The sequence below is a fragment of the Streptomyces sp. NBC_00354 genome (assembly GCF_036106915.1).
Taxonomy (GTDB): Bacteria; Actinomycetota; Actinomycetes; order Streptomycetales; family Streptomycetaceae; genus Streptomyces.
Map to the genome: position 1 here is coordinate 2,543,465 of NZ_CP107983.1, position 21,300 is coordinate 2,564,764.

General features: G+C 72.5%; 21 protein-coding genes. 9 read left to right on the forward strand and 12 right to left on the reverse strand.

The features are described 5' to 3' along the window. Positions 1-22 precede the first annotated feature (22 nt). Complete coding sequence (locus OHT74_RS11040) at positions 23-268, forward strand: DUF397 domain-containing protein (protein WP_030303613.1); 246 nt, start codon at positions 23-25, stop codon at positions 266-268. A gap of 82 nt (positions 269-350) precedes the next feature. On the opposite strand, the gene OHT74_RS11045 is transcribed toward OHT74_RS11040, so the two are convergent. The 4 genes from OHT74_RS11045 to eccB all read right to left on the reverse strand — a co-directional run bounded on the left by OHT74_RS11045 (position 351) and on the right by eccB (position 4,117). Continuing rightward, entirely contained in the window at positions 351-659 is a 309-nt protein-coding gene (locus OHT74_RS11045; protein ID WP_266663165.1) for a WXG100 family type VII secretion target, read from the reverse strand. 57 nt (positions 660-716) lie between these two features. Beyond that, a complete protein-coding gene (locus OHT74_RS11050) occupies positions 717-1,052 on the reverse strand; it encodes a WXG100 family type VII secretion target (RefSeq protein WP_266997297.1) in 336 nt (111 codons plus the stop codon). A 213-nt stretch (positions 1,053-1,265) separates the two neighbouring features. Beyond that, on the reverse strand, positions 1,266-2,537 hold the full coding sequence (gene mycP / locus OHT74_RS11055) for a type VII secretion-associated serine protease mycosin (protein ID WP_328623300.1): 1,272 nt from the start codon (positions 2,535-2,537) through the stop codon (positions 1,266-1,268). Positions 2,538-2,554: 17 nt separating this feature from the next. Next, entirely contained in the window at positions 2,555-4,117 is a 1,563-nt protein-coding gene (eccB, locus tag OHT74_RS11060) for a type VII secretion protein EccB (RefSeq protein WP_266663169.1), read from the reverse strand. 275 nt (positions 4,118-4,392) lie between these two features. Between eccB and eccE the strand changes: the two genes are divergently transcribed. The 3 genes from eccE to OHT74_RS11075 all read left to right on the forward strand — a co-directional run bounded on the left by eccE (position 4,393) and on the right by OHT74_RS11075 (position 9,464). After that, the gene (gene eccE / locus OHT74_RS11065; protein ID WP_266663171.1) at positions 4,393-5,667 is read left to right on the forward strand and encodes a type VII secretion protein EccE; all 1,275 of its coding nucleotides are present in this window, start codon (positions 4,393-4,395) and stop codon (positions 5,665-5,667) included. Further along, on the forward strand, positions 5,664-6,362 hold the full coding sequence (locus tag OHT74_RS11070) for a hypothetical protein (protein ID WP_266663173.1): 699 nt from the start codon (positions 5,664-5,666) through the stop codon (positions 6,360-6,362). The genes eccE and OHT74_RS11070 overlap by 4 nt, the downstream gene beginning before the upstream one ends. Before the next feature lie 582 nt (positions 6,363-6,944). Continuing rightward, positions 6,945-9,464, forward strand: coding sequence for an SCO5717 family growth-regulating ATPase (locus OHT74_RS11075; protein WP_328620165.1), 2,520 nt, complete (start codon positions 6,945-6,947; stop codon positions 9,462-9,464). Between the two features lie 81 nt (positions 9,465-9,545). Here the strand turns inward: OHT74_RS11075 and OHT74_RS11080 are convergent, their stop codons facing one another. Beyond that, on the reverse strand, positions 9,546-10,502 hold the full coding sequence (locus tag OHT74_RS11080; RefSeq protein WP_266663177.1) for a bifunctional riboflavin kinase/FAD synthetase: 957 nt from the start codon (positions 10,500-10,502) through the stop codon (positions 9,546-9,548). Positions 10,503-10,730: 228 nt separating this feature from the next. Between OHT74_RS11080 and OHT74_RS11085 the strand changes: the two genes are divergently transcribed. Together OHT74_RS11085 and OHT74_RS11090 are read left to right on the forward strand one after the other, a co-directional pair. Next, positions 10,731-11,333 carry an RNA polymerase sigma factor gene (locus tag OHT74_RS11085; protein ID WP_328620166.1) on the forward strand — a complete coding sequence of 201 codons (603 nt, stop codon included), beginning with the start codon at positions 10,731-10,733 and terminating at the stop codon, positions 11,331-11,333. Continuing rightward, positions 11,330-11,950 (forward strand): hypothetical protein, encoded by a 621-nt coding sequence (locus tag OHT74_RS11090; RefSeq protein ID WP_266663181.1) that lies wholly within the window; start codon positions 11,330-11,332, stop codon positions 11,948-11,950. The genes OHT74_RS11085 and OHT74_RS11090 overlap by 4 nt, the downstream gene beginning before the upstream one ends. Positions 11,951-12,156: 206 nt before the next feature. Here the strand turns inward: OHT74_RS11090 and truB are convergent, their stop codons facing one another. The 7 genes from truB to rimP all read right to left on the reverse strand — a co-directional run bounded on the left by truB (position 12,157) and on the right by rimP (position 19,199). Then, positions 12,157-13,065: a tRNA pseudouridine(55) synthase TruB gene (truB, locus tag OHT74_RS11095; RefSeq protein ID WP_266636236.1), complete on the reverse strand. Its 909-nt coding sequence runs from the start codon at positions 13,063-13,065 to the stop codon at positions 12,157-12,159. Further along, positions 13,062-13,511 carry a 30S ribosome-binding factor RbfA gene (gene rbfA, locus OHT74_RS11100; RefSeq protein WP_266663184.1) on the reverse strand — a complete coding sequence of 150 codons (450 nt, stop codon included), beginning with the start codon at positions 13,509-13,511 and terminating at the stop codon, positions 13,062-13,064. The genes truB and rbfA overlap by 4 nt, the downstream gene beginning before the upstream one ends. A gap of 28 nt (positions 13,512-13,539) precedes the next feature. Continuing rightward, positions 13,540-13,833, reverse strand: a complete 294-nt coding sequence (locus OHT74_RS11105) for a DUF503 domain-containing protein (RefSeq protein WP_030651158.1) — start codon at positions 13,831-13,833, stop codon at positions 13,540-13,542. A gap of 153 nt (positions 13,834-13,986) precedes the next feature. After that, complete coding sequence (gene infB, locus OHT74_RS11110) at positions 13,987-17,133, reverse strand: translation initiation factor IF-2 (protein ID WP_328620167.1); 3,147 nt, start codon at positions 17,131-17,133, stop codon at positions 13,987-13,989. 148 nt (positions 17,134-17,281) lie between these two features. Further along, positions 17,282-17,569, reverse strand: coding sequence for a YlxR family protein (locus tag OHT74_RS11115; protein WP_078622365.1), 288 nt, complete (start codon positions 17,567-17,569; stop codon positions 17,282-17,284). 119 nt (positions 17,570-17,688) lie between these two features. After that, positions 17,689-18,699 carry a transcription termination factor NusA gene (nusA, locus tag OHT74_RS11120; RefSeq protein ID WP_266663190.1) on the reverse strand — a complete coding sequence of 337 codons (1,011 nt, stop codon included), beginning with the start codon at positions 18,697-18,699 and terminating at the stop codon, positions 17,689-17,691. A 2-nt stretch (positions 18,700-18,701) separates the two neighbouring features. Then, positions 18,702-19,199 carry a ribosome maturation factor RimP gene (gene rimP / locus OHT74_RS11125; protein ID WP_266663192.1) on the reverse strand — a complete coding sequence of 166 codons (498 nt, stop codon included), beginning with the start codon at positions 19,197-19,199 and terminating at the stop codon, positions 18,702-18,704. A gap of 114 nt (positions 19,200-19,313) precedes the next feature. Between rimP and OHT74_RS11130 the strand changes: the two genes are divergently transcribed. Genes OHT74_RS11130 through OHT74_RS11140 form a run of 3 tightly spaced genes read left to right on the forward strand, consistent with a single transcriptional unit; the run spans position 19,314 to position 21,290 of the window. After that, positions 19,314-19,916, forward strand: a complete 603-nt coding sequence (locus OHT74_RS11130; protein ID WP_328620168.1) for a hypothetical protein — start codon at positions 19,314-19,316, stop codon at positions 19,914-19,916. Continuing rightward, complete coding sequence (locus OHT74_RS11135; RefSeq protein WP_266663196.1) at positions 19,913-20,371, forward strand: ferritin-like domain-containing protein; 459 nt, start codon at positions 19,913-19,915, stop codon at positions 20,369-20,371. Before OHT74_RS11130 ends, OHT74_RS11135 begins: the two co-directional genes overlap by 4 nt. Before the next feature lie 16 nt (positions 20,372-20,387). Continuing rightward, on the forward strand, positions 20,388-21,290 hold the full coding sequence (locus OHT74_RS11140; RefSeq protein WP_266663198.1) for an aminoglycoside phosphotransferase family protein: 903 nt from the start codon (positions 20,388-20,390) through the stop codon (positions 21,288-21,290). Positions 21,291-21,300: the final 10 nt, after the last annotated feature.

Here is a 21,300-nt window from a genome sequence, read left to right on the forward strand (position 1 = left end):
ACCGCCGAGGGAAAGGCCGCACATGGGCACCCAGCAGGAGAAGGACGAGCTGTACGCGCTCGACATCAGCGGCGTGGAGTGGGAGGGCCCGCCCGGGACCAGCCCCGACGAGGAGCGGGTCGAGATCGCCCGGCTGCCCGAGGGCGCCGTGGCCATGCGGTCCTCGCTCGACCGGGACACCGTCCTGCGCTACACCGCAGCCGAGTGGGAGGCCTTCGTGCTCGGGGCCAGGGACGGGGAGTTCGACCTCGACCGCGGCCCCCGCTGAGGCCGGTACCCCGGGGTACGACGACGGGGCGCGCCCGGTGCGGGCGCGCCCCGTATCCGCATGCGGCTGCGTTCGACCTGGCTCAGTAGGCCTCGGTGAACAGGCGCGAGGCCTTCACGTCGGTGGCGCGGTAGTCGCCCTTGCCGCGCTCGATCAGCGCGGCGACCTGCTCGAGCTGCCTGTGCATGTCGTCAGCCTTGCTCTTGTACTGCTTCTGGAGGGTGAGGTACGCCTGGTGCGCATCACCGTCCCAGGTGTCCGTGACGACCTTGATGGCCTGCTCCATGTCCTGCAGGTCCGTCACGATCTTCTTCGAGACGACGCGGATGCGGTTCGCCATCTCCTGGACGCTCTCATACCGGACCTTGGTGTGGCCGTCAGAACCAGCCATGTTCTTCTCCTTCGCGCTGAGCTGAGTGGGAAACGACGTAAAGACGTAAAGGGCAGGTCAGATGCTGTTGAGGCCGGAGCCGCCCTGGCCCGCGGAGGCCTGCACGTTCTTGAACGCCGCGCGCACCTCGTCGTCCTGCGCGTTGCTGAGGTTCTTGGTCTGCGAGACCGCGTTGTGCAGCACCCCGAGCAGACGACGGATCTCGTCGTGGTCCTCGTTGACGACCGTCTGGGCGGAGACGAAGCCCGAGGCACCCACACCGGTCCAGCCGGCGCTCACCGTGGCGAGGATGTCGGCCAGCTCGCGGGACTGGGTGGTGACGGCACGGGCCGTCGTCTCGATCTTGTTCTTCGCCTGGACGATCGGATCGTCTGCGAGTCCGAAATTGCTCATCCGAAGCTCCTCACTTCTCAATTCGCCGGCAGAACCGGCGGATTGCGCGGCAGAGCGGGCGTTCCCGGCGCGGATTCGAGCCGCGCGCCCTGGAACTCCCCCTCCGCCTCACGCGATCCCCCGATCACAGTCGTGAAGCCTGGTGTCACTCTAGCCAGTTCATCGGACGGTCCCAACACCGGTGGGCCGCTTCCGTTGATGAACTGTGACGGTTCACTGCAAACGGCCTCGGCGCTTGCGGGCGTCCCGGACCACCGTCGCCGTGCCCGCGATGACCGCGATCAGCACGCCTGCGATCCCGAGAGCGTACGTACCGAACCGCTCCTCGCGCTCCTGCGCCGTCTCGGTGATCCGCAGCGCCGCCGCCTCGGGGGCGGCCGCCGGGGGCGGGCCGGGGTCCGGGACGGGGGCCTTGGGGCGGTCGTGGTCCTGGGTGACCGCGCGGACCGGGTCGACGACGCCCCATCCGACGTAGTCGTCACGGCCGTTGACCGAGCGCTCGGCGGTCCCCTGGATCTGCCAGACGATCTCCTGCGGGGACCAGTCCTCGTGCTTCGCGCGCAGCAGGGCGGCGACTCCGGCGACGTAGGGCGCCGAGAAGCTGGTTCCGTTGTCGATGCACTGGCCGAAGCCGGGGACGGTGGAGACCATGTCGACGCCGGGCGCGGCGACCCCGATGAAGTCGCCGGGCTGGGAGAACGCGGCCCGCTCGTTGTTGCGGTCCGAGGCGGCCACGGCGAGGACGCCGGGGAAGGCCGCCGGGTAGGTCCTGCGCTTCTCGCCGCTCATGCCGTCGTTGCCGGCCGAGGCCACGACCACGACCTTCGCGTCGATGGCGCGCTGGACGGCCTTGCCGAGCTCGGAGTCGGCGCTCAGGGGGACGTCGGTGTCCTGGGAGATGTTGATGACCTGGGCGCCCTTGGACACCGCGTGGTCGATCGCCTGGCCCAGGGAGAGGGCGTTGCCCTTGCCCTGCCCGTCGTTCTGCCGGATCGGGATGATCGTCGAGTCGGGGGCCAGGCCGACGAAGCCGGTGCCTTCCTGCGGTCGGGCCGCGATCAGCCCGGCCACCTTGGTGCCGTGGCCGACCGTGTCGCCCGTGCCGTCGCCGCCCTTGGGATCGACGAAGTCCTTGCCGGCGCCGACGTCGATGGCGCCGCTGAGCTGCGGGTTCGCCCGGTCCACGCCGGTGTCGATGACCGCGACGCGGACGGGCTTGCCGTTCTTGTCCTTGCCCTTGGTCTGCGCCCAGAGCTCGTCGACCAGCAGCCGCTGCAGGGCCCAGGGGCGGTCGGCGATCTGCTTCTTCATGGGGAAGGTGCACTCGCCGGCGCCCGCGAGGTCCAGGGCCGGTGCGCGGACGGGTTCCGGGTACGGCACGGCCACCGCGGCGGCGGTGGCGGCACCGGCTGCGGCGGTCGTGCCGGACAGAGCGGCCACGGCGAGGGCCGCGGTGGCGAGTGCGCTGCGCGTGTACGAGGGCATGGGCATCGGCGGCGTCCTCACGAACCCTGGGGCTGGCGGGCGGAGTTGGTGTCCAGGCGCGGCCCCTTCGAGAGGAACTCGGACCAGGCGATGGGCACCATGGCCGGTGTGACCGTCCCGTAGCCGAGCCGGATCTGCGCCTGGCTGGCCTCGGGGCGGCCGTCCGCACCGGCCTGGCCGTTCGGCTGGTCGGGGGCGCCGATCTTCGACTTCTCGGCGTCGCTGTCCCCGTTGGCCTGCACCGCGTACCGCAGGCCGGTGTCGGTGACCAGGAAGAGGGAGCCGCCCGCGGTGGTCTGTTTGCCCTGGACCTGCGTGTAGAGCAGTCCCGAGCCCGGCGTGACGTACGCGCTCGTACCGCTGGCGGTGATGTCGATGGGGAATCCGGTGCCGGCCCAGGTGCTCAGCGTCTGGTTGCCCTGGCCGTCGACCGAGCGCAGCACGTTGCAGACGGTGTCGCGGGCGCCGGAGCCGGCGGCCTGGTTGATCCGGTCGGACTTCTTCTGCGGCCACCTGGCCTCGCCCTTGAAGGCCGTGGCGTCCGGGTTGAGCGACTGGAGGTCGACCTCGCGGGGCTTTCCGTGCATGTTGAGGCCGTCGGTCGCGGGCGCCGAGATCAGCAGCCACGCCACGAAGTCGGAGACCGGCGCGACCTTCCCGGGCAGCACGACGTAGTGCTGCGTACCGGAGCCGGTCTGCGCCTTCAGCACCATCCCGACCTTGTTGTCGCCGGTGGTCAGGCCCTGCACGTCGGCCTTCGTGCCGGCCGCGACGGGCAGCTGCGGGAAGGCCAGGTCGTCCCCGGAGTTGAGGGTGGCCAGCCACGTCTCGGTGACCTGCTGCGGGGTGGCGCCGGTGCTGCCGACCAGCGCGTTGGTCATCTTCCCGGCGTCCGCGCCGCCTTCGGGGAACTTGTACTTCGTCCCCGTCGCGTCGACCAGGTAGCGCTCCTTGGCCCCGCCGGTGCTCTGCACGTACAGCATCTGGCTGTCGGTGACCTTGCGGGCGTCGTCCATCAGCCCCGCCTCGCGGTCGGCGAGGACGAACGTCGCGGTCTGCACGGTCTTGCCGTTGCCGCCCGGCGCCTGGCAGACGGCCCACCGCTTCGCCTTGCCGGCGTCCTGCGGGGCCGGCAGCCGGTCGGGCGCGTACGGGATGCCGATGATGGGCCCGCGCGGCGGCTTGCCCGCGTCCAGGACCTTGTCGTCGATCTGGATGACCTTGAACTTCTGTGGATCCAGGAGGAGTCGGGCGGAAGCCAGGTTGAGCACCGGGTGCAGCCGGGTCTGGTCCTTGCCGTTCACCTTGGTCGTGAGCACCACGTACCGGGTCGTCGACTGCTTGCCGACGATGACCTTGGTACCGGCCTCGTCCCAGCCCTTGGGCGCCTGCGGCTTGAACATTCCCCAGGCACCGAACGCGGCGAGTACGAGCGCCCCCGCCACCAGCCCGGGCAGGACCGCGCGCAGCGGACGCGGCGCACCTTCCTCGGACCCCGTGGCGGAAGGCTGGAGGAACGCGGCCACCGTGCGCCGCTTCGCAAAGGTGTACGCGTTGAGTTCATCACGTCGTGATGCCATGACCGCCTGCTTCTCCCCGCACGGCCCGGTCGGTGAGTACGGTCCCCGGGCCTCGATTGTCGGACCGGGGACCTACTATGCCTCTTGACGGAGGGTGCGCAGGGGCCGGGTAGGGTGAGGCCGCCGCTCACTGTCTTCCGGACCGCACGATTCAGGGGTCGTCGGGGTATTCAGGGCTTGTTGGGGTGGATTGGGAGATCCGGGGTCATGCGGCGGGCAGCGCCCGGCTCCGGCACTCACGGGGTACGGCCCCGGGAAGGGGAGGTGGGCGAGTGATGGCCACCGCGACGCAGCCGCAGACGGGTGCACCCGCATCCGCTCGCGGCGGGGTGACGCCGTATCCGAAGTCGAGCCCGGGCCGCTTCGGCCCGTTCCGATTGCAACAACTCGTACTGCTCCAGATCGCCGTGGCCGCCCTGTTGGCGGCCTGGGTCGTGGAGCCGATGCTGCTGATCCCCGCCGGCGTCCTGGCGCTCGTCCTGGTGGTGCTCGCCGTCGTACGCCGCCACCAGCGCTCCCTGCCGGAGTGGATCGGCGGCGCGCTCGCGCTGCGCTCCCGGCGGCGCCGGGCCGCGTCGTTCGCGGTGCCCGCGGGTACCGAGCCGGGGCTGGCCCCGCTCGTCGAGGCCGATCCGGCGCTGCGGACCCTCACGTTCAGCGACCGCGACCGGCGGCCCGTCGGGATGGTCGGTGACGGGACGTTCCTGACCGCCGTCGTCCAGGTGGACACGGACGCCACCGCGCTGCGGCCCGACCGCGGCGCCCGGCCGCTGCCGCTGGCCCTCGTACGGGACATCCTCGAAGTCGACGGCATCCGGCTGGAGTCCGCGCAGCTGGTGCTGCACACCCAGCCGGCGCCGGCCCCGCACCTGCCGGCCCAGTCGATGGCCACCCGCAACTACGCGCCGCTGCAGGCCACCACGGGCACTCCGGCGGTGCGGCTGACGTGGATCGCGCTCAAGCTCGACCCGGAGCTGTGCCCCGAGGCGGTCACCGCGCGCGGCGGCGGGCTGGCGGGCGCGCAGCGCTGTGTGGTGCGGGCGGCCGACCAGTTGGCGAGCCGGCTGACCGGGGCCGGCTTCCGGGCCACCGTGCTCACCGAGCAGGAGCTGACGGCGGCACTGGCCACCTCCTCGTGCGCGAACCCGATGGCGATCACGCAGGCGGGGCGCTCGGCGAGCACCGGCCGTCGGACGGAGGAGACGGCGCGGATCTGGCGCTGCGACGACCGGCGGCACACCACGTACTGGATAGGCCGCTGGCCGCAGCTCGGCGGCAGCGGGGCGGCGTCCCTGCCGCAGTTCGTGGCGCTGCTGACCTCGCTGCCGGCGCTGGCGACGAACTTCAGCCTGACGATGGCTCCGGCGGAGCGCCAGGGCGTGACGCTGACCGGCCATGTACGGGTCACGGGGCGCAGCGACGAGGAACTCGTGGCGGCCCGCCGGGAACTGGAACGGACGGCCCGCGGTGTACGCACCGGGCTGGTCCGGCTCGACCGTGAACAGGTACCGGGGCTGCTGGCTTCGCTGCCGCTGGGAGGGGCGCGATGAGGGGCGGCTTCGGGTTGATCGGCCCGCGCCGGGAACGGCATGCGGTCCCCGCGGCGGACCTGGATGCGCTGGCGCTGCCCGTCGGGGACGACGGGGTCGTCATCGGCGTGGACGCCGAGGGGCGTCCGGCGGTGCTCGGCATCAACCGGCCGACGCCGTACGAGGTGACCCTGATCGGCGGCCTGTGGACGGCGCAGGTGCTGGCGCTGCGCGCGGCGGCCACGGGCGCGCGGGTGGCGGTGGAGACCGGGCGCGGGCAGGTGTGGTCCGGGCTGGCCCAGGCTGCGGGCGGCGGCCAGCAGTGCGTGACGCTGCACGAGGTCGGCCGGGTGCCGCCGCAGGGCGCGTCCGCGGGCAGCCCGGTGCTGGTGATCCGCGACTGCGGGATGCGGCCGCCGCGCGGGCGCGTGGTGGCGGGACCCTGGCAGTCGGTACTGACCCTGCTGCCGTACCTGAGCCCGACGGCGCCGAGGCTGCTGCAGAACTCCTCGCTGGTGGGCGTCCAGCGGGTGTCCCCGGACGAGGCGGAGCAACTCGGCCGCCTGATGAACCTGCCGCGGGCGGCGGTGGATTCCCTGCCGACGCTGGGCGACGGGGTCACGCTGTGGTGCACGCCGCGGGACCGCCAGTTCGTGATGACCCAGGGCACGGAACCGGAAACCGGCCTTCTGGGCCCCTCCCGCCGCATCGACTGACCATCCTGATGCCCGGCCACCAGGCCGGCGCCAGGGCCGGTCCGGACGACCGAGCGGCCCGTTTGGGCCGCCGGGGCGGGGTGGGCGGGCCCGGCCGCTCCGGCCGGGGCCGGGCGGGCAGGCCGACCGGCCCGATCCAGCCCTGCCGGCATCACCAGCGCTGCCGGAGATTGACGCGCGGTGTCGGGGGCAGAGCCCCCGGGGCGGCGCCCCGGTCTCCGGTCCCGCCGGTACCACAGCCTCTCCGGCGTTCGAGGCGCAAGGTCCGGGGCGGAGCCCCGGGGTCTTTCCAGCCCCGCCGGCGTTTGAGGCGCGGGTCCGGGCGGAGCCCGGGAAACGGAGAAAGGGCGGGGAGAAGAGCCCCGCGCAGCGGCACCCCACCCGGCGGGTGACGGTTGCTCAGGCAGCGGCCACCCTGTAGGCAGGACGGCAAGGACGACGGCACAAAGCCGGCCCGCAAGGGCCCTCGCACCGCGGGACGTCCAACGGGGGCGGACACCGGTGTCGGCACGCGATTAGGCTGGACGCGGGCGCGGCGTCGAGGTGGGCGCCGGACCAGTGTTCGACAGACCAGGAGGACCAGTGAGCGGCGATCGGAACGAGAGGCGCGGCGGGACTTGGGACGTCCCGACGGACGATCAGTCCGACGCGGAGCCCGAGATGACGGGCGAGTTCACCATCGACTACACCCCGCCCGCCTGGTACACGCAGGGCGCGGCCCCGGCCACTCCGGTACCGGGCCTCCCCGAGGGCAGCGGCTTCGAACCCCACCGCCCGTCGGACGTGGCCTCGCCCCCGACGATGCGGATTGCCCCACCGGCCCCGCGCACCCCGTCGGACGGCGCGGGCGTGCCCTCGCCGCTCCCGGCACCGGCCCCGGCGGCCCCGGCACCCTTCGGCACACCGGCCGACCATGCCACCCCGCCTGCGGCTTTCCCGCCCCCGGCACCCGCCGACAACACGGGCGCCCCCTCGGCGCCACCGGCGCCCTTCAGCACCTCCGCCGAGTCCGCCACCGGCGCGCCCGCGCCGCTCCCGGCACCCGCCGAGGTACCGGCTCTGCCTGCGCCGGCCCCGGCACCCGTCGGTCTGCCCCCGGCGGCCCCGACCCTGGACAAGGCACCCGCCCTGCCGGCCCCGACGCCGGCTCCGGCACCGGCCCCCGCGCCGGCGCCCTTCGGTACGCCCTCCACCGAGGCCCCCGCCGATGCGCCCGGACCGCTCGTGAAGGCCTCCTTCGAGGGATCCGCCTCCGTCCAGCGGCACGACACCCCGCCCGACGGGACGGCCATCCCGTTCGCGAACCCCGAGCCCGCGGCTCCGGAGGTTCCCTGGGACGCCGCTCCCGCGCCGGTGGCCGACGCCGGCCCTGCGCCCTTCGCGCCCCCCGTACCGGAGGCTCCGGAGCCCGTCACCCCCGTGGATGCGGTTCACCCGCTCGTGGAAGCCCCCTTCGGGGGACCTGGAGACGAACTGCCGGCGCTGCCGCCCGCGTTCCCCGCCACCACGGCACCGCAGGACGGTTACGGCTTCCCGCCGGCCCCCGTCCCCGCCACCACCGCACCGCAGGACGGGTACGGCTTCCCGCCGGCGCCCCAGAACGGGTACGGGTTCCCCCCGGCACCCGGCCCGGCCGCCACCGCGCCCCAGGACGGCTACGGCTTCCCGCCGCCGCCCGCACCGGCGCAGCACCAGCCGCAGCCGCAGCCCCAGCCGCCCGTGGACGCCGGCGAGTACGCGTTCCAGCCCGCGCAGCCCGCCCCGGCCCCGGCCCCCGCGCCGGCGCCCGTACCCCCGCAGCACCAGCAGCCGCAGCCGCACCCGCAGTACGACCCCCGTACCGGCGGCGCCCAGTGGTCCGCCGGTCCCCAGCCGGGCCCGCAGCCGCACGACCCCCGCTACCAGCCCGGCCCTGCCGGAGGCGGAGCGCCCCTCGGCTACACCGCCGCCGTCGAGCTGTCCTCCGACCGGCTGCTGCGCGGGAAGCAGAAGCCCAAGCCCCAGCGCGCCGGCTTCCGTTTCGGCGGCAAGGCCGCCGAGGCCGAGCGCCTGCGCAAGCTCGAGCTCATCCGCACCCCGGTCATGTCCTGCTACCGCATCGCCGTCATCAGCCTCAAGGGCGGCGTCGGCAAGACCACGACCACCACCGCCCTCGGCGCGACCCTCGCCACCGAGCGCCAGGACAAGATCCTGGCCATCGACGCGAACCCCGACGCCGGCACGCTCGGCCGCCGCGTCCGCCGCGAGACCGGGGCGACGATCCGGGACCTGGTCCAGGCGATCCCGTACCTGAACTCGTACATGGACATCCGGCGGTTCACCTCCCAGGCCCCCTCCGGCCTGGAGATCATCGCCAACGACGTGGACCCGGCCGTCTCCACGACGTTCAACGACGAGGACTACCGCCGGGTCATCGACACGCTCGGCCGCCAGTACCCGATCATCCTCACCGACTCGGGCACCGGCCTGCTCTACTCCGCCATGCGCGGCGTCCTGGACCTGGCCGATCAGCTGATCATCATCTCGACCCCTTCGGTGGACGGTGCCAGCAGCGCGAGCACGACGCTCGACTGGCTCTCCGCGCACGGGTACGCCGACCTGGTATCCCGCTCCCTCACCGTCATCTCGGGGGTCCGCGAGACCAGCAAGATGATCAAGATCGAGGACATCGTGCAGCACTTCGAGACCCGCTGCCGCGGCGTCGTCGTGGTGCCGTTCGACGAGCACCTCGCAGCCGGTGCCGAGGTCGACCTCGACCTGATGCGGCCGAAGACCCGGGAGGCGTACTTCAACCTCTCCGCACTCGTGGCCGAGGACTTCGTCCGCGCCGCCCAGCAGGCCCCCCAGGGCCACTGGGGAGCACCCCAGCAGCCCCAGCAGCAGCCCCAGCCGCACCAGTCACCGCCGCAGCCGCAGCCGCAGCCGCAGGGCCAGCCGTACGGCCAGCCCCAGGGCCCGTCCCCGTACCAGCAGCCGCCGCAGCCGTACGCCCAGCCGTACCCGCAGCCGGGCCAGCCCTGGCAGCCGCAGCAGCAACCGCCCCAACAGCCTCAGCAGCCCCAGCACCCGCAGCAGCCCCCGCGCGACCCGCGCCTCGGCTGACGACGGCAGCAGGAAGGGCCCGTACCTCCCCGGGGAGGTACGGGCCCTTCTCGTGCGCGCCGGGCGAAGCCGCCCGGCGGCTCAGTGCTCCGCGTCGTACGACTCGGTCAGCGTCCGCGCCCGCTTCACGTCGTCGGCGATGGCCTCGAGCAGGCCGTCCAGCGATTCGAACTTCGCCATGCCGCGCACGTACGCGAGGAAGTCCACGGTCACGTGCAGGCCGTACAGGTCCAGGCCGATCCGGTCGATCGCGTACGCCTCCACGGTCCGCTCGGTGGCGTCGAACTGCAGGTTCGTGCCGACCGAGATCGCCGCCGGCATCCGCTCGCCGTTGGCCGTGAGCCAGCCCGCGTACACGCCGTCCGCCGGGATTGCGGTGTGCGGGGCCGTCTCTACGTTGGCCGTGGGGTAGCCGAGCTCGCGCCCGCGCTGCGCGCCGCGCACGACGACGCCCTCGACCCGGTGCGGCCGGCCGAGGATCTCGGCCGCGCCCGCCATGTCGCCTTCTGCGACCAGCTTTCGAGCCAGCGTCGAGGAGAACGGCACACCGCCGCCCGCCGCGCCGCGCTCGACCAGGTCCACGACGTCGACCTCGTAGTCGTACGTGCCGCCCAGCTCGCGGAGGAAGTCGACGTTTCCGGCGGCCCGGTGGCCGAAGCGGAAGTTCGGGCCCTCGATGACGGCCTGCGCGTGCAGCTTGTCGACGAGCACCTTCACGATGAAGTCGGCCGGGGAGAGCTGCGAGAACTCCGCCGTGAACGGCAGGATCAGCAGCGCGTCCACCCCCAGACCGGCCATCAGTTCGGCACGGCGGTCGTACGGAGCCAGGATCGGCGGGTGGCTGCCCGGGCGCACGACCTCGCTCGGGTGCGGGCTGAAGGTGACGACGACGGACGGGACGCCGAGCGCGCGCGCCTTGGCCACGGCCCGCCCGATGATCAGCTGATGGCCCCGGTGCACACCGTCGTACGAGCCGATGGTGACGACGCTGCGTCCCCAGTCCTGGGGGATGTCCTCCAAGCCACGCCAGCGCTGCACTGTGACCGCTCCTCGCCCGAACCGTGTAGGCCCTGTCCTGGTTGCCGATTGCAGGTCTAAGACTGCCATGCCCGTGCCCGGGGCCCCGCATCGGCATCTGGCTGCGGGCGCTCTGTGTCACGTCGGCAGGGCTGAGCGCCGACTGGCGGATGTAACGGTGGGGGCGGCTGCGGCCAAGTAAGGGGTAGAGGGGCTCGTACGGGTCCCCGGCACCAGGGAGGGGGCCCGGTGGGCAGCACCGAGCAGGAGACCGTGCCGGCGGGAATCGGACCGCCGGATCTGACCACACCCGAAGGATTCGGGGCGTTCTACCAGCAGCACATAGACGCGGTGCTGGGGTTCGTCATGCGCCGCGTCGCCGATCCGCATCTGGCGGCGGACCTGACGGCCGACATCTTCCTCGCGGCGTTGAAGGCCGCTCCGGGCTACCGGCCCGGCCGGGGGGTCCCGGTCGCCTGGCTGTACGGCATCGCGCGGCATGTCCTGGCGGGCCATGCCCGCGGCCGTGCCCGCGAGCGCGGCGCACTGGAGCGGCTCAGCGGCCGTCGGCTGCTCGACGACGAGGACGTCGCCGCGCTGGAGGAGCGGATCGACGCCCAGCGGGCGTTCCGGGCGCTGGCCGAGAGACATGCGGCCCTCTCCGAGCCGCTTCGAGCCGTCCTCGACCTGGTCGTCGTGGACGGCCTCAGCCCGGCCGAGGCAGCGCAGGCCCTCGGCGTCACCCAGGCCACCGTCCGGGTCCGCCTGCACCGCGCCCGGCGCATTCTGCGGACCGCGTCCGCTCCGTCCGAACACCCCGTACCAGCCCACCAGTTGGAGGCAGCGCGATGAACAGCAGGCCCACCCGGTTCGAGGAGCGTCTCAAGGAGGAGCTCCTGGCCATCGCCGCCGACCGGAGCAGGATCGAGGAGCAGGTCGACTTCGCCGTCCGCTCCCCCGCCCGCCGGTTCCGGATGCCGCTCGCCGTCGGCGTGGCAGCGGCGGCGGCCGCCGGCCTCCTGGTCGCCCTGCCGGTCGTCGGCGACGACGGGGGCTCCTCGGCCGCGTATGCCTTGTCCAAGGGGAGCGACGGCACCATCACGGTCAGACTCTTCCATCCTGAGGGGATGCCCGGGCTGGAGCGAGAGCTCCGCGCGCTGGGCGTCAGCGTCGCGCTGGTTCCCAAGATCCCGGCGGCGCAGTGCGCCGAATGGCCGGCCGGTGGTTTCGACTCCGCGGAGGGGCTGCTCAGCAGCGACGGCAGCGGATTCGTACTGAAGATCAACTCGACGACGCTTCCGCCGGGGCGCACGCTCGTGCTCGGGCAGTCCCGGGCGAACCCCAAGGCCGTGTCCTTCGGCTCGCTCAAGGCGTCGCTGGTGCCGTCCTGTCTCCCCGAGTACCCGGGCCCGCCCGCGTCCCCGGCGCCGGACAGCGGCATAAAGCCTGGTGGGGCCGTCGGGGAGTAGTGGGCTCGGCGGGGGCGGCCGGCGCATTCAGGCCGAGAGGAGGAGCACGGGTCGCAAAAGCGCCCCCTTGCGCTCCCTCCAGTCACTCCGCGCGCCTGCTCGGACGGGTGAATACGGGGGTCCGGCTGGATAGACACCTACCCGAGGGGGGTCGTGGAGCGGTGAGCAGCAGGCGATGTGCGCTCACCGCTCCACGTCAAAGCGGGTCAGACGAAGACGGCCAGCGACTTCGCCTTGCCGCCCTTGCTCTCTACGAGCCCGAGCAGCTGGCCCTCCGGCCCGTAGACCGCCACCGTCTTGCCGGCGGGGTACGCGTCCGGCATCTCGATCCGCACACCGTTGGCGAGCAGCGAGGCCCGCCGGGCGTCCAGGTCCCAGCGCGGGAAGGCCGCGGCCGCCGCCTCGCCGATCGGCATGACGGTCAGCTCCTCCTGGAGCTGGTCCAGGGTCCGCGCCCGGTCGATCTTGTACGGGCCCACCCGGGTGCGCCGCAGCGCGGTGAGGTGCCCGCCGACGCCGAGGTCGGCGCCCAGGTCACGGGCGAGGGCGCGGATGTACGTACCGCTGGAGCAGACCACGGAGACGACGAGGTCGACGACCTTGGTGCCGTCCTCGGCCTCTGCGTCCCGCATGTCGTACACCTGGAACGAGGAGATGGTCACCGGCCGGGCCGGGATCTCGAAGTCCTCGCCGTCGCGCGCACGCTTGTAGGAGCGCACGCCCTTGATCTTGATGGCGCTGACCTTCGACGGGACCTGCATGATCTCGCCGGACAGCTTGGCGATGCCCTTGTCCACGGCCTCGCGGGTCACCGCGGAGGCGTCCGTGGAGGAGGTGATCTCGCCCTCCGCGTCGTCCGTCAGGGTGTTCTGACCGAGGCGGATCGTCCCGAGGTATTCCTTCTCGGTGAGCGCGAGGTGGCCGAGGAGCTTGGTGGCCTTCTCGACGCCCAGGACGAGGACGCCCGTCGCCATCGGGTCGAGCGTGCCGGCGTGGCCGACGCGGCGTGTCTTGGCGATCCCGCGCATCTTGGCGACCACGTCGTGCGAAGTGAAGCCGGACGGCTTGTCGACGATGACAAGGCCGTCCGGCGTCTTCCCTGCGTTGGTGCTCATTCCGCGGCTGCGTCCTCGTCGTCCTCGCCCGGCTTCTTGTACGGGTCGGCGTCACCGGCGTACTGCGCGCCGGAGGAAACCTCTCGCACCTGGGCGTCGGAGGCGCGCGCCTTGCCGAGGAGGTCCTCGATGGTCTTGGCGGTCTCCGGGAGCGCGTCCGCGACGAAGGTCAGGGTGGGCGTGAACTTGGTACCCGCCGCCCGGCCGACCGCGGAGCGCAGTACGCCCTTGGCGCTTTCGAAACCCGCCGCCGCGCTGGCGCGGTCCTCGTCGTCACCGTAGACCGTGTAGAAGACCGTGGCCTCCCGCAGGTCGCCGGTGACCCGGGTGTCCGTGATGGTCACGTGCGTACCGAGGCGGGGGTCCTTGACACCACGCTGCAGCTTCTCGGCCACCACCTCCCGGATGAGGTCCGCCAGCTTCTTCGCCCGCGCATTGTCGGCCACTGGTCCGTCTCCTTCTTATGTCTTGCTATCAGTCTTCATCACCGTGGAGGCGCCGTCGTACGGACAGCAGCTCCACTTCCGGACGCGCCGCAACCAGCCGCTCGCAGCGGTCGAGTACGTCCGAGAGGAACCCCGCGTCCCCACTCACCAGAGCGACCCCTATACGGGCCCTGCGGTGCAGGTCCTGGTCGCCCACTTCAGCCGCGCTCACGGAGAACTTGCGTTGGAGCTCAGCCACGATGGGCCGGACCACGGAGCGTTTCTCCTTCAGCGAGTGGACGTCGCCGAGGAGCAGATCGAAGGACAGAGTCCCCACGTACATTCAGTTCCGGATATCCCGCCGGTGCGGGTTCGGTGGCCTGCCGGCCGTCGCGCGGCAGGGTCACCAGAACCGTACACGCAACGGCCGGGGCCGATCGACGGATATTCCGCCGACCGGCCCCGGTGTTACGACACGGTACGAACCGCCTCGCGCTTACGCGCGGGGCTTCTCGCGCATCTCGTACGTCGCGATGACGTCGTCGATCTTGATGTCGTTGTAGCTGCCGAGGTTGATACCGCCCTCGAAGCCTTCGCGAATCTCGGTGACGTCGTCCTTGAAGCGGCGCAGACCGGAGATGTTGAGGTTCTCCGCGATGACCTTGCCATCGCGCAGGAGCCGCGCCTTGGTGTTGCGCTTGACCTCGCCGGAGCGGATGAGAACACCCGCGATGTTGCCCAGCTTGGACGAGCGGAAGATCTCGCGGACCTCCGCCGTACCGAGCTCGACCTCTTCGTACTCCGGCTTGAGGAGGCCCTTGAGAGCCGCCTCGATCTCCTCGATGGCCTGGTAGATCACCGAGTAGTAGCGGACGTCGACGCCCTCGCGGTCCGCCATCTGCGCGGCACGGCCGGCCGCACGGACGTTGTAACCGATGACGATGGCGTCGGAGCCCATCGCAAGCGAGATGTCGGACTCGGTGACCGCACCCACACCGCGGTGCAGGACCCGGATGTCGACCTCTTCACCGACGTCGAGCTGGAGCAGCGAGGACTCGAGAGCCTCGACCGCACCGGACGCGTCGCCCTTGATGATGAGGTTGAGTTCCTGGACCAGACCGGCCTTGAGCACGGAGTCGAGGTCCTCGAGGGACACACGGCGGACGCGCTTGGCGAAGTTGGCGTTGCGCTCACGCGCAGCACGCTTCTCGGCGATCTGACGGGCGGTGCGGTCCTCGTCGACGACGAGGAAGTTGTCGCCGGCGCCGGGGACATTGGTGAGACCCAGGACCAGGACGGGGGTCGACGGACCCGCTTCCTCGACGTTGTTGCCCTTGTCGTCGAGCATGGCGCGCACACGGCCGTAGGCGTCGCCCACGACCATCGTGTCGCCGACGCGGAGGGTACCGCGCTGGACGAGGACGGTGGCGACGGCACCGCGGCCGCGGTCGAGGTGGGACTCGATCGCAATACCCTGAGCGTCCTGCTCCGGGTTGGCGCGCAGGTCGAGCGAGGCGTCGGCGGTGAGGACGACGGCCTCGAGCAGGGAGTCGATGTGCAGACCCTGCTTGGCGGAGATGTCGACGAACATCGTGTCGCCGCCGTACTCCTCGGCGACCAGACCGAACTCGGTGAGCTGACCGCGCACCTTGACCGGGTCGGCACCCTCGACGTCGATCTTGTTGACCGCGACGACGATCGGGACGCCGGCGGCCTTGGCGTGGTTGAGCGCCTCGATCGTCTGCGGCATGACGCCGTCGTTGGCCGCGACCACGAGGATCGCGATGTCGGTCGACTTGGCACCACGGGCACGCATGGCGGTGAACGCCTCGTGACCCGGGGTGTCGATGAAGGTGATCTTGCGCTCTTCACCGTTGACCTCGGTACCGACCTGGTACGCACCGATGTGCTGCGTGATGCCGCCGGCCTCGCCCGCAACGACGTTCGTCTTGCGGATGGCGTCGAGCAGTCGGGTCTTACCGTGGTCGACGTGACCCATGACGGTCACGACCGGCGGACGCGGCATGAGGTATTCCTCGCCGCCCTCGTCCTCGCCGAACTCGATGTCGAAGCCCTCGAGGAGCTCGCGGTCCTCTTCCTCCGGGCTGACGATCTGGACGACGTAGTTCATCTCGCCGGCCAGCATCTCGAGCGTCTCGTCGGAGACGGACTGCGTGGCAGTGACCATCTCGCCGAGGTTCATCATCACGGCGACGAGCGACGCCGGGTTGGCGTTGATCTTCTCCGCGAAGTCGGTGAGGGACGCACCGCGCGACAGGCGAACGGTCTCGCCGTTGCCGCGGGGCAGCATCACGCCGCCGACGGACGGGGCCTGCATGGCCTCGTACTCCTGGCGCCTCTGACGCTTCGACTTGCGACCGCGACGGGCGGGCCCGCCGGGACGGCCGAAGGCACCCTGCGTGCCACCACGGGCACCGGGACCGCCGGGACGGCCACCGAAGCCGGGACGACCGCCGCCACCGGCGCCGGCCGGGCCGCCGCCGAAGCCGCCGCCACCCGGACGCGGGCCGCCGAAGCCGCCGCCGCCCGCGGGACGCGAGCCCGGACCGGCCGGACGGCCGGCGAAGCCGCCGCCACCGGGACGACCGGCGCCACCGCCGGGACGCGGGCCACCGGCACCGGGACCACGGCCACCGGGGCCGCCACCGGGACGGGGACCGGGACCACCGGCAGCGGGACGCTGCGGCATCATGCCCGGGTTCGGACGGTTACCACCGGGAGCACCACCCGGACGCGGGGCGCCGCCCTGCGGACGGGGCATGCCGCCCGGGGTCGGACGACCGGCACCGGGACCCTGGGGACGCGGAGCGCCACCGGGACCACCCTGCGGGCGGGGAGCACCCTGGCCGCCGCCGGCGCCGGGGGCACCGGGACGGGGAGCGCCGGCCGGACGGGGCGCCTGCGGGCGCGCCATGCCGGTGGAGCCACCAGAGGTGAACGGGTTGTTGCCCGGACGGGGACCGGCCGGACGGGCGCCCTGCGGACGCGGGGCCTGGCCACCGGGACCGCCGGGACGCTGTCCCTGGCCGCCGGGGGCGGAGCCGGCCGGACGCGGGGCGCCGGGACGGGCACCGGCCTGGCCACCCTGGGCCGCGGGGCGCTGCTGCGCCGGACGCGGGCCGGGGGTCGAGCCGGGACCGGCGGGACGCTCGGTGCGCTCGGGGCGCGCCGGGGCGGCCGGGGCCGCCGGAGGCGCGGAGAACTCGGTCGCCACGGGAGCCGCCGGAGCGGGCTTCGGGGCGGCCGGAGCCTTGGGACCGGGACGCGGGCCGGAAGCGGCCGGAGTCACCGGGGCGGACGCGCTGGGTGCCGGAGCCTCGGCAGCGGCCGGCTTGGGGGCCGGGGCGCCGGGCTTGGGGGCAGCGGGACGTGCAACAGCACCCGGGGTGGGAACCCCGGGCTTGGCGGGCGCAGCCTTGCGGGGCGCACCCGGCTTCGCAGCGGCCTTGCCGGCGCTGCCGCCGGGCCCCTGCAGTGCGTCAGTCAACTTGCGTACAACCGGCGCCTCGATCGTCGAGGACGCCGAACGGACGAACTCACCGAGTTCCTGGAGCTTGGCCATGACGACCTTGCTCTCAACTCCGAACTCCTTGGCGAGTTCGTATACCCGGACCTTAGCCACTTCGCTCCTTTTAGGTCCGGGTTACGCCGGACCGTCGCTACTTCATGGGCGTACTCATCGCGTACTCATCGAGTGCTCATCGCAATCTCGACCTACTTCCAACTCGCGAGGTACCTGACCGCACGGGGTATCCGTGCCGTACTACTTCTTACGGTGTCGCCTCGGCCACGACGGCCACGGCTTTGCTCAGTCCGGTCGTGTCGAGTGCTCCCGGGGACCGAAGGGCCCGGGGGAACGCTCTGCGACGGACCGCCTTGTCCAGACAGACCACGGCAGGGTGCACATAGGCGCCCCGGCCGGGCAGCGTACCGCTTGGATCAGGGACGCATTCGTCCCCGATCGCCACGATGCGCAGCAGATCGCTCTTGGCCGCTCGCTCCCGACACCCCACACAGGTGCGTTCGGGGCATGCGCGGGCTTGCGTCCGGCCAGACACGCCTAAGTCTACCTCCCCGCACCGACCTCACCCCTTCGGGCGAAAAATCGAACGGATGTTGTCGAGATCTGCTGTCTTGATCCTGTCTACCGGCTGGACAGCTCCGGCCGGTACCGGATTTATTCCCCGTCCCGGGCCCGGTCGGCGTCCGGGGACGCCTCGGTGTCGGGACGGATGTCGATGCGCCAGCCGGTGAGCCTCGCGGCGAGGCGGGCGTTCTGGCCCTCCTTGCCGATGGCCAGCGACAGCTGGTAGTCGGGCACGGTCACCCGGGCGGAGCGCGTGTCCCAGTCGACGACCTCGACCTTGCTCACCCGGGCGGGTGACAGCGCGTTCGCGACCATCTCCGCCGGGTCGTCCGACCAGTCGACGATGTCGATCTTCTCGCCGTGCAGCTCGGCCATGACATTGCGCACACGGGCGCCCATCGGGCCGATGCAGGCGCCCTTCGGGTTGAGGCCCGAGCGGGTGGACCGTACGGCGATCTTGGTGCGGTGGCCGGCCTCGCGGGCGATCGCCGAGATCTCGACGCTGCCGTCCGCGATCTCCGGGACCTCCAGCGCGAAGAGCTTCTTCACCAGGTTCGGGTGGGTGCGCGACAGGGTCACGGACGGACCGCGGACACCCTTCGCCACCCGTACGACGTACGCCTTGATGCGCAGACCGTGCGTGTACTCCTCGCCGGGGACCTGCTCCTGCACCGGCAGGATGGCCTCGAGCTTGCCGATGTCGACGAGGACGTTCTTGGGGTCCTTGCCCTGCTGGACGACACCGGTGATGACGTCGCCCTCACGGCCGGCGAACTCGCCGAAGGTCAGGTCGTCCTCGGCGTCGCGCAGACGCTGCAGAATCACCTGCTTGGCGGTCGTCGCGGCGATCCGGCCGAAGTCCGACGGGGTGTCGTCGAACTCCTTGGCCTCCTGCCCCTCCTCCAGGTCCCGCGGGTCCTCGGTCGCCCACACGACGACGTGGCCGTTGGTGCGGTCCAGCTCCACGCGCGCGCGCCGGAAGCTGCCCTCGGTGCGGTGGTACGCGATGAGGAGGGCCGACTCGATCGCTTCGACGAGCAGGTCGAAGGAGATCTCCTTCTCCCGGACCAGACCCCGCAGGGCACTCATGTCGATGTCCACGGCTACGCCTCCTCTTCCTTCTTGTCCTTGCGGTTGAACTCGATCTCGACCCGCGCCTTGGCGATGTCGGTAAAAGCAATACGGCGGGCGGTCGCCTTGCGGCCCTTCACACCCGGCACCTCGAGGTCCATTCCCTCGTCGTCCACGTCGATGATGCGGGCGATCAGTTCCCCGCCCTCCACCGGCTGGAACTTCACGAGGCGGCCGATCGCCCGTACGTAGTGACGGTGCTCGGTCAGCGGGCGGTCGGCGCCCGGCGAGCTCACTTCGAGGACGTACTCGTCCTCGCCCATCACATCGGATTCGTCGAGCTTGTCCGAGACCTCGCGGCTCAGCTCGGCACACGCGTCCAGTTCCACGCCCTCGTCGGAGTCCACGATGATGCGCAGCATCCGGCGCTTGCCGGCCTTGGACATCTCGACGTCCTCGAGATCCAGGCCCTTGGCGGCGACGAGCGGCTCCAGCAATCCGCGCAGCCTGTCGCTCTGGGTGGTGCTCATCCGGGTGACTCCTCGGCCGCGTGTGCTGTTGTGGTTTACGTCGCGTGTCAGGTCAAAGGGTATCCGGTCGCGGAGGGTGTTGCCGTCCTCCGTGGGGACAGGGCCCCGGGTACGGTGATCACACCCTGTCCCGTCACCACCTTCGAGGACGTCGCCGTGCCCTGGACTTCGCCTTTGCGGCTCTCCCGCAGGAGCCTGCTCGCCGGTGCCGCCGGTGTGGCCGGCGCCGCGCTGCTCACCGGGTGCTCCGACGGGGACGGCTCGTCGGACACCGCTGTCGGGGTTCCACTCGAACGGCGGATGCGTGAGACGGCCGTTCGGGACAGCGAGCGGCTGCTGGAACGTTACGACGCGACCGCCGCCGCCCATCCGGCCCTGGCCGCGCGCCTCGCGCCACTGCGGGCCGCGGTCGCAGCGCACACCGGGGCACTGGCCTCCTCGGACTCCGCGACCGGCAAGCCCTCGGGCTCCGCCTCGCCCTCCGCCGCCGCCTCGTCCGCGGCGGCCGGCGCCCCCGCGGTGAACGGCGAACCCGTGCCGCCGAAGCCCGAGGAGGCCCTGACCGCCCTCGCGGACGCCGAGCGGAGCCTCGCCGAGGCGCGGACCATCGCCCTGGCCGGGGCGCCCGGGGAGCTGGCCCGGCTGCTGGCCTCGGTGGCCGCGTGCGGCGCCGTACACGCCTACCTGCTGACCTCGCCCCAGGGAGCCAAGCCGTGAAGCCCGAACCCTCCCCCGCGAACCGCGCCCTCGAGGCCGCGCAGTCGGCGCTCGCCGCCGAGCACGCGGCCGCGTACGGCTACGGGGTCATCGGCGCGCGAGCCTCCTCGGCGCGCTCCGCCGAGGCCCGCGAGGCGCACGGCGGGCACCTCTCCCGCCGGGACGCGCTCGCCCGGACGGTGCGCGAGATGGGCGGTTCTCCGCGGCCCTCGGAGGCGGCGTACGCCCTGCCCTTCGAGGTCCGCACCCCGGCCGATGCCGAGCGGCTGGCCGCCGAGATCGAGGACCGGGTGGCGGGTGCGTACTCCGACCTGGTGCGGGCGGCGGACGGCCGGCTGCGCCGCGAGGCGGCCGACGCGCTGAGCTCCGCGGCCGTGCGCGCGGCACGCTGGCGTGGTGTCGGCGTAGCCTTCCCTGGGCTCACGGAACGTGGAGAACGAGCCCGGACCAGCTGAAAGGGACCACGCACGCATGGCTTTCGAACCGCCGCAGCGGCTTGTACGGGCGCTCGGCGAGACGCCGGATCCGGCCCAGAACGCGGACTGGCTGGGGCAGTTGCCCCGGCTCGCCGAGGAGTCGCTGGCCCGGCGTGGGGTGCAGGCCCAGCGGGTGCAGGCCCCGGGTGGCCGGAGCAGTCTGGTCGTCCTCGTCCACTACGCCGACGGGACCCCGGCCGCGGTGAAGCTGGCTCCCCCGTCCGCGCGGCCCGACCGGGAGCTGGCCGCGCTGGCGCACTGGGGCGGGTTCGGCGCCGTACGGGTCCTCGACACCCGGCACCACGAGGAGGACGGGGCGCTGCTGCTGGAGCGGCTCCACCCGGAGGTGTCGCTGCGGTCGCTGCCGGAGGCGAAGGCCCTGCTCGAGGCGAGCGGGACGCTGCGCAGGCTGTGGGTGGCCCCGCCGGCCGGGCACCCGTTCGAGACGGTGGCGGAGCGCACCGCGCAGCAGGCGGAGGTGCTGCGCAAGGCCCCGCCGGAGGCCGAGGCGCTGGCGTCCGCCGCGCTCGCGGTCCGCGAGGAGCTGACGGCGCTGCCCGGCGAAGAGCTGCTGCTGCACGGGAACTTCCGGCAGGGCAAGGTGCTGGCGGGCGAGCGCGCGCCGTGGCTGGCGGTCGGCCCGGATCCGCTGGTCGGGGACCGTGCGTACGACCTGGCCCGGCTGGTCCGGGACCGGCTGGAGGACCAGGTCGCGTCCTCGGCGGGGGCGGCGGGCGCCCGGCGCCGGGTGAACAAGCTGGCCGACTCCCTGGAAGTGGACCGGGACCGGCTGCGGGGCTGGACGCTGTTCCGTGCGGTGGAGTCCGGGAACCGGGCGCTGGCCGCGGGGCGGCGCCGGGACGCGGAGCTGCTGCTGGAGTTCGCGGCCTGGTTGTAGGGCATACCGT

Bases quoted from the DNA above. Each gene is read 5' to 3' on its own strand.
- OHT74_RS11040 (WP_030303613.1), top strand. From the start codon at position 23: ATGGGCACCCAGCAGGAGAAGGACGAGCTGTACGCGCTCGACATCAGC.
- OHT74_RS11045 (WP_266663165.1), bottom strand. From the start codon at position 659: ATGGCTGGTTCTGACGGCCACACCAAGGTCCGGTATGAGAGCGTCCAG.
- OHT74_RS11050 (WP_266997297.1), bottom strand. From the start codon at position 1,052: ATGAGCAATTTCGGACTCGCAGACGATCCGATCGTCCAGGCGAAGAAC.
- mycP (WP_328623300.1), bottom strand. From the start codon at position 2,537: ATGCCCTCGTACACGCGCAGCGCACTCGCCACCGCGGCCCTCGCCGTG.
- eccB (WP_266663169.1), bottom strand. From the start codon at position 4,117: ATGGCATCACGACGTGATGAACTCAACGCGTACACCTTTGCGAAGCGG.
- eccE (WP_266663171.1), top strand. From the start codon at position 4,393: ATGGCCACCGCGACGCAGCCGCAGACGGGTGCACCCGCATCCGCTCGC.
- OHT74_RS11070 (WP_266663173.1), top strand. From the start codon at position 5,664: ATGAGGGGCGGCTTCGGGTTGATCGGCCCGCGCCGGGAACGGCATGCG.
- OHT74_RS11090 (WP_266663181.1), top strand. From the start codon at position 11,330: ATGAACAGCAGGCCCACCCGGTTCGAGGAGCGTCTCAAGGAGGAGCTC.
- truB (WP_266636236.1), bottom strand. From the start codon at position 13,065: ATGAGCACCAACGCAGGGAAGACGCCGGACGGCCTTGTCATCGTCGAC.
- OHT74_RS11105 (WP_030651158.1), bottom strand. From the start codon at position 13,833: ATGTACGTGGGGACTCTGTCCTTCGATCTGCTCCTCGGCGACGTCCAC.
- rimP (WP_266663192.1), bottom strand. From the start codon at position 19,199: ATGAGCACCACCCAGAGCGACAGGCTGCGCGGATTGCTGGAGCCGCTC.
- OHT74_RS11140 (WP_266663198.1), top strand. From the start codon at position 20,388: ATGGCTTTCGAACCGCCGCAGCGGCTTGTACGGGCGCTCGGCGAGACG.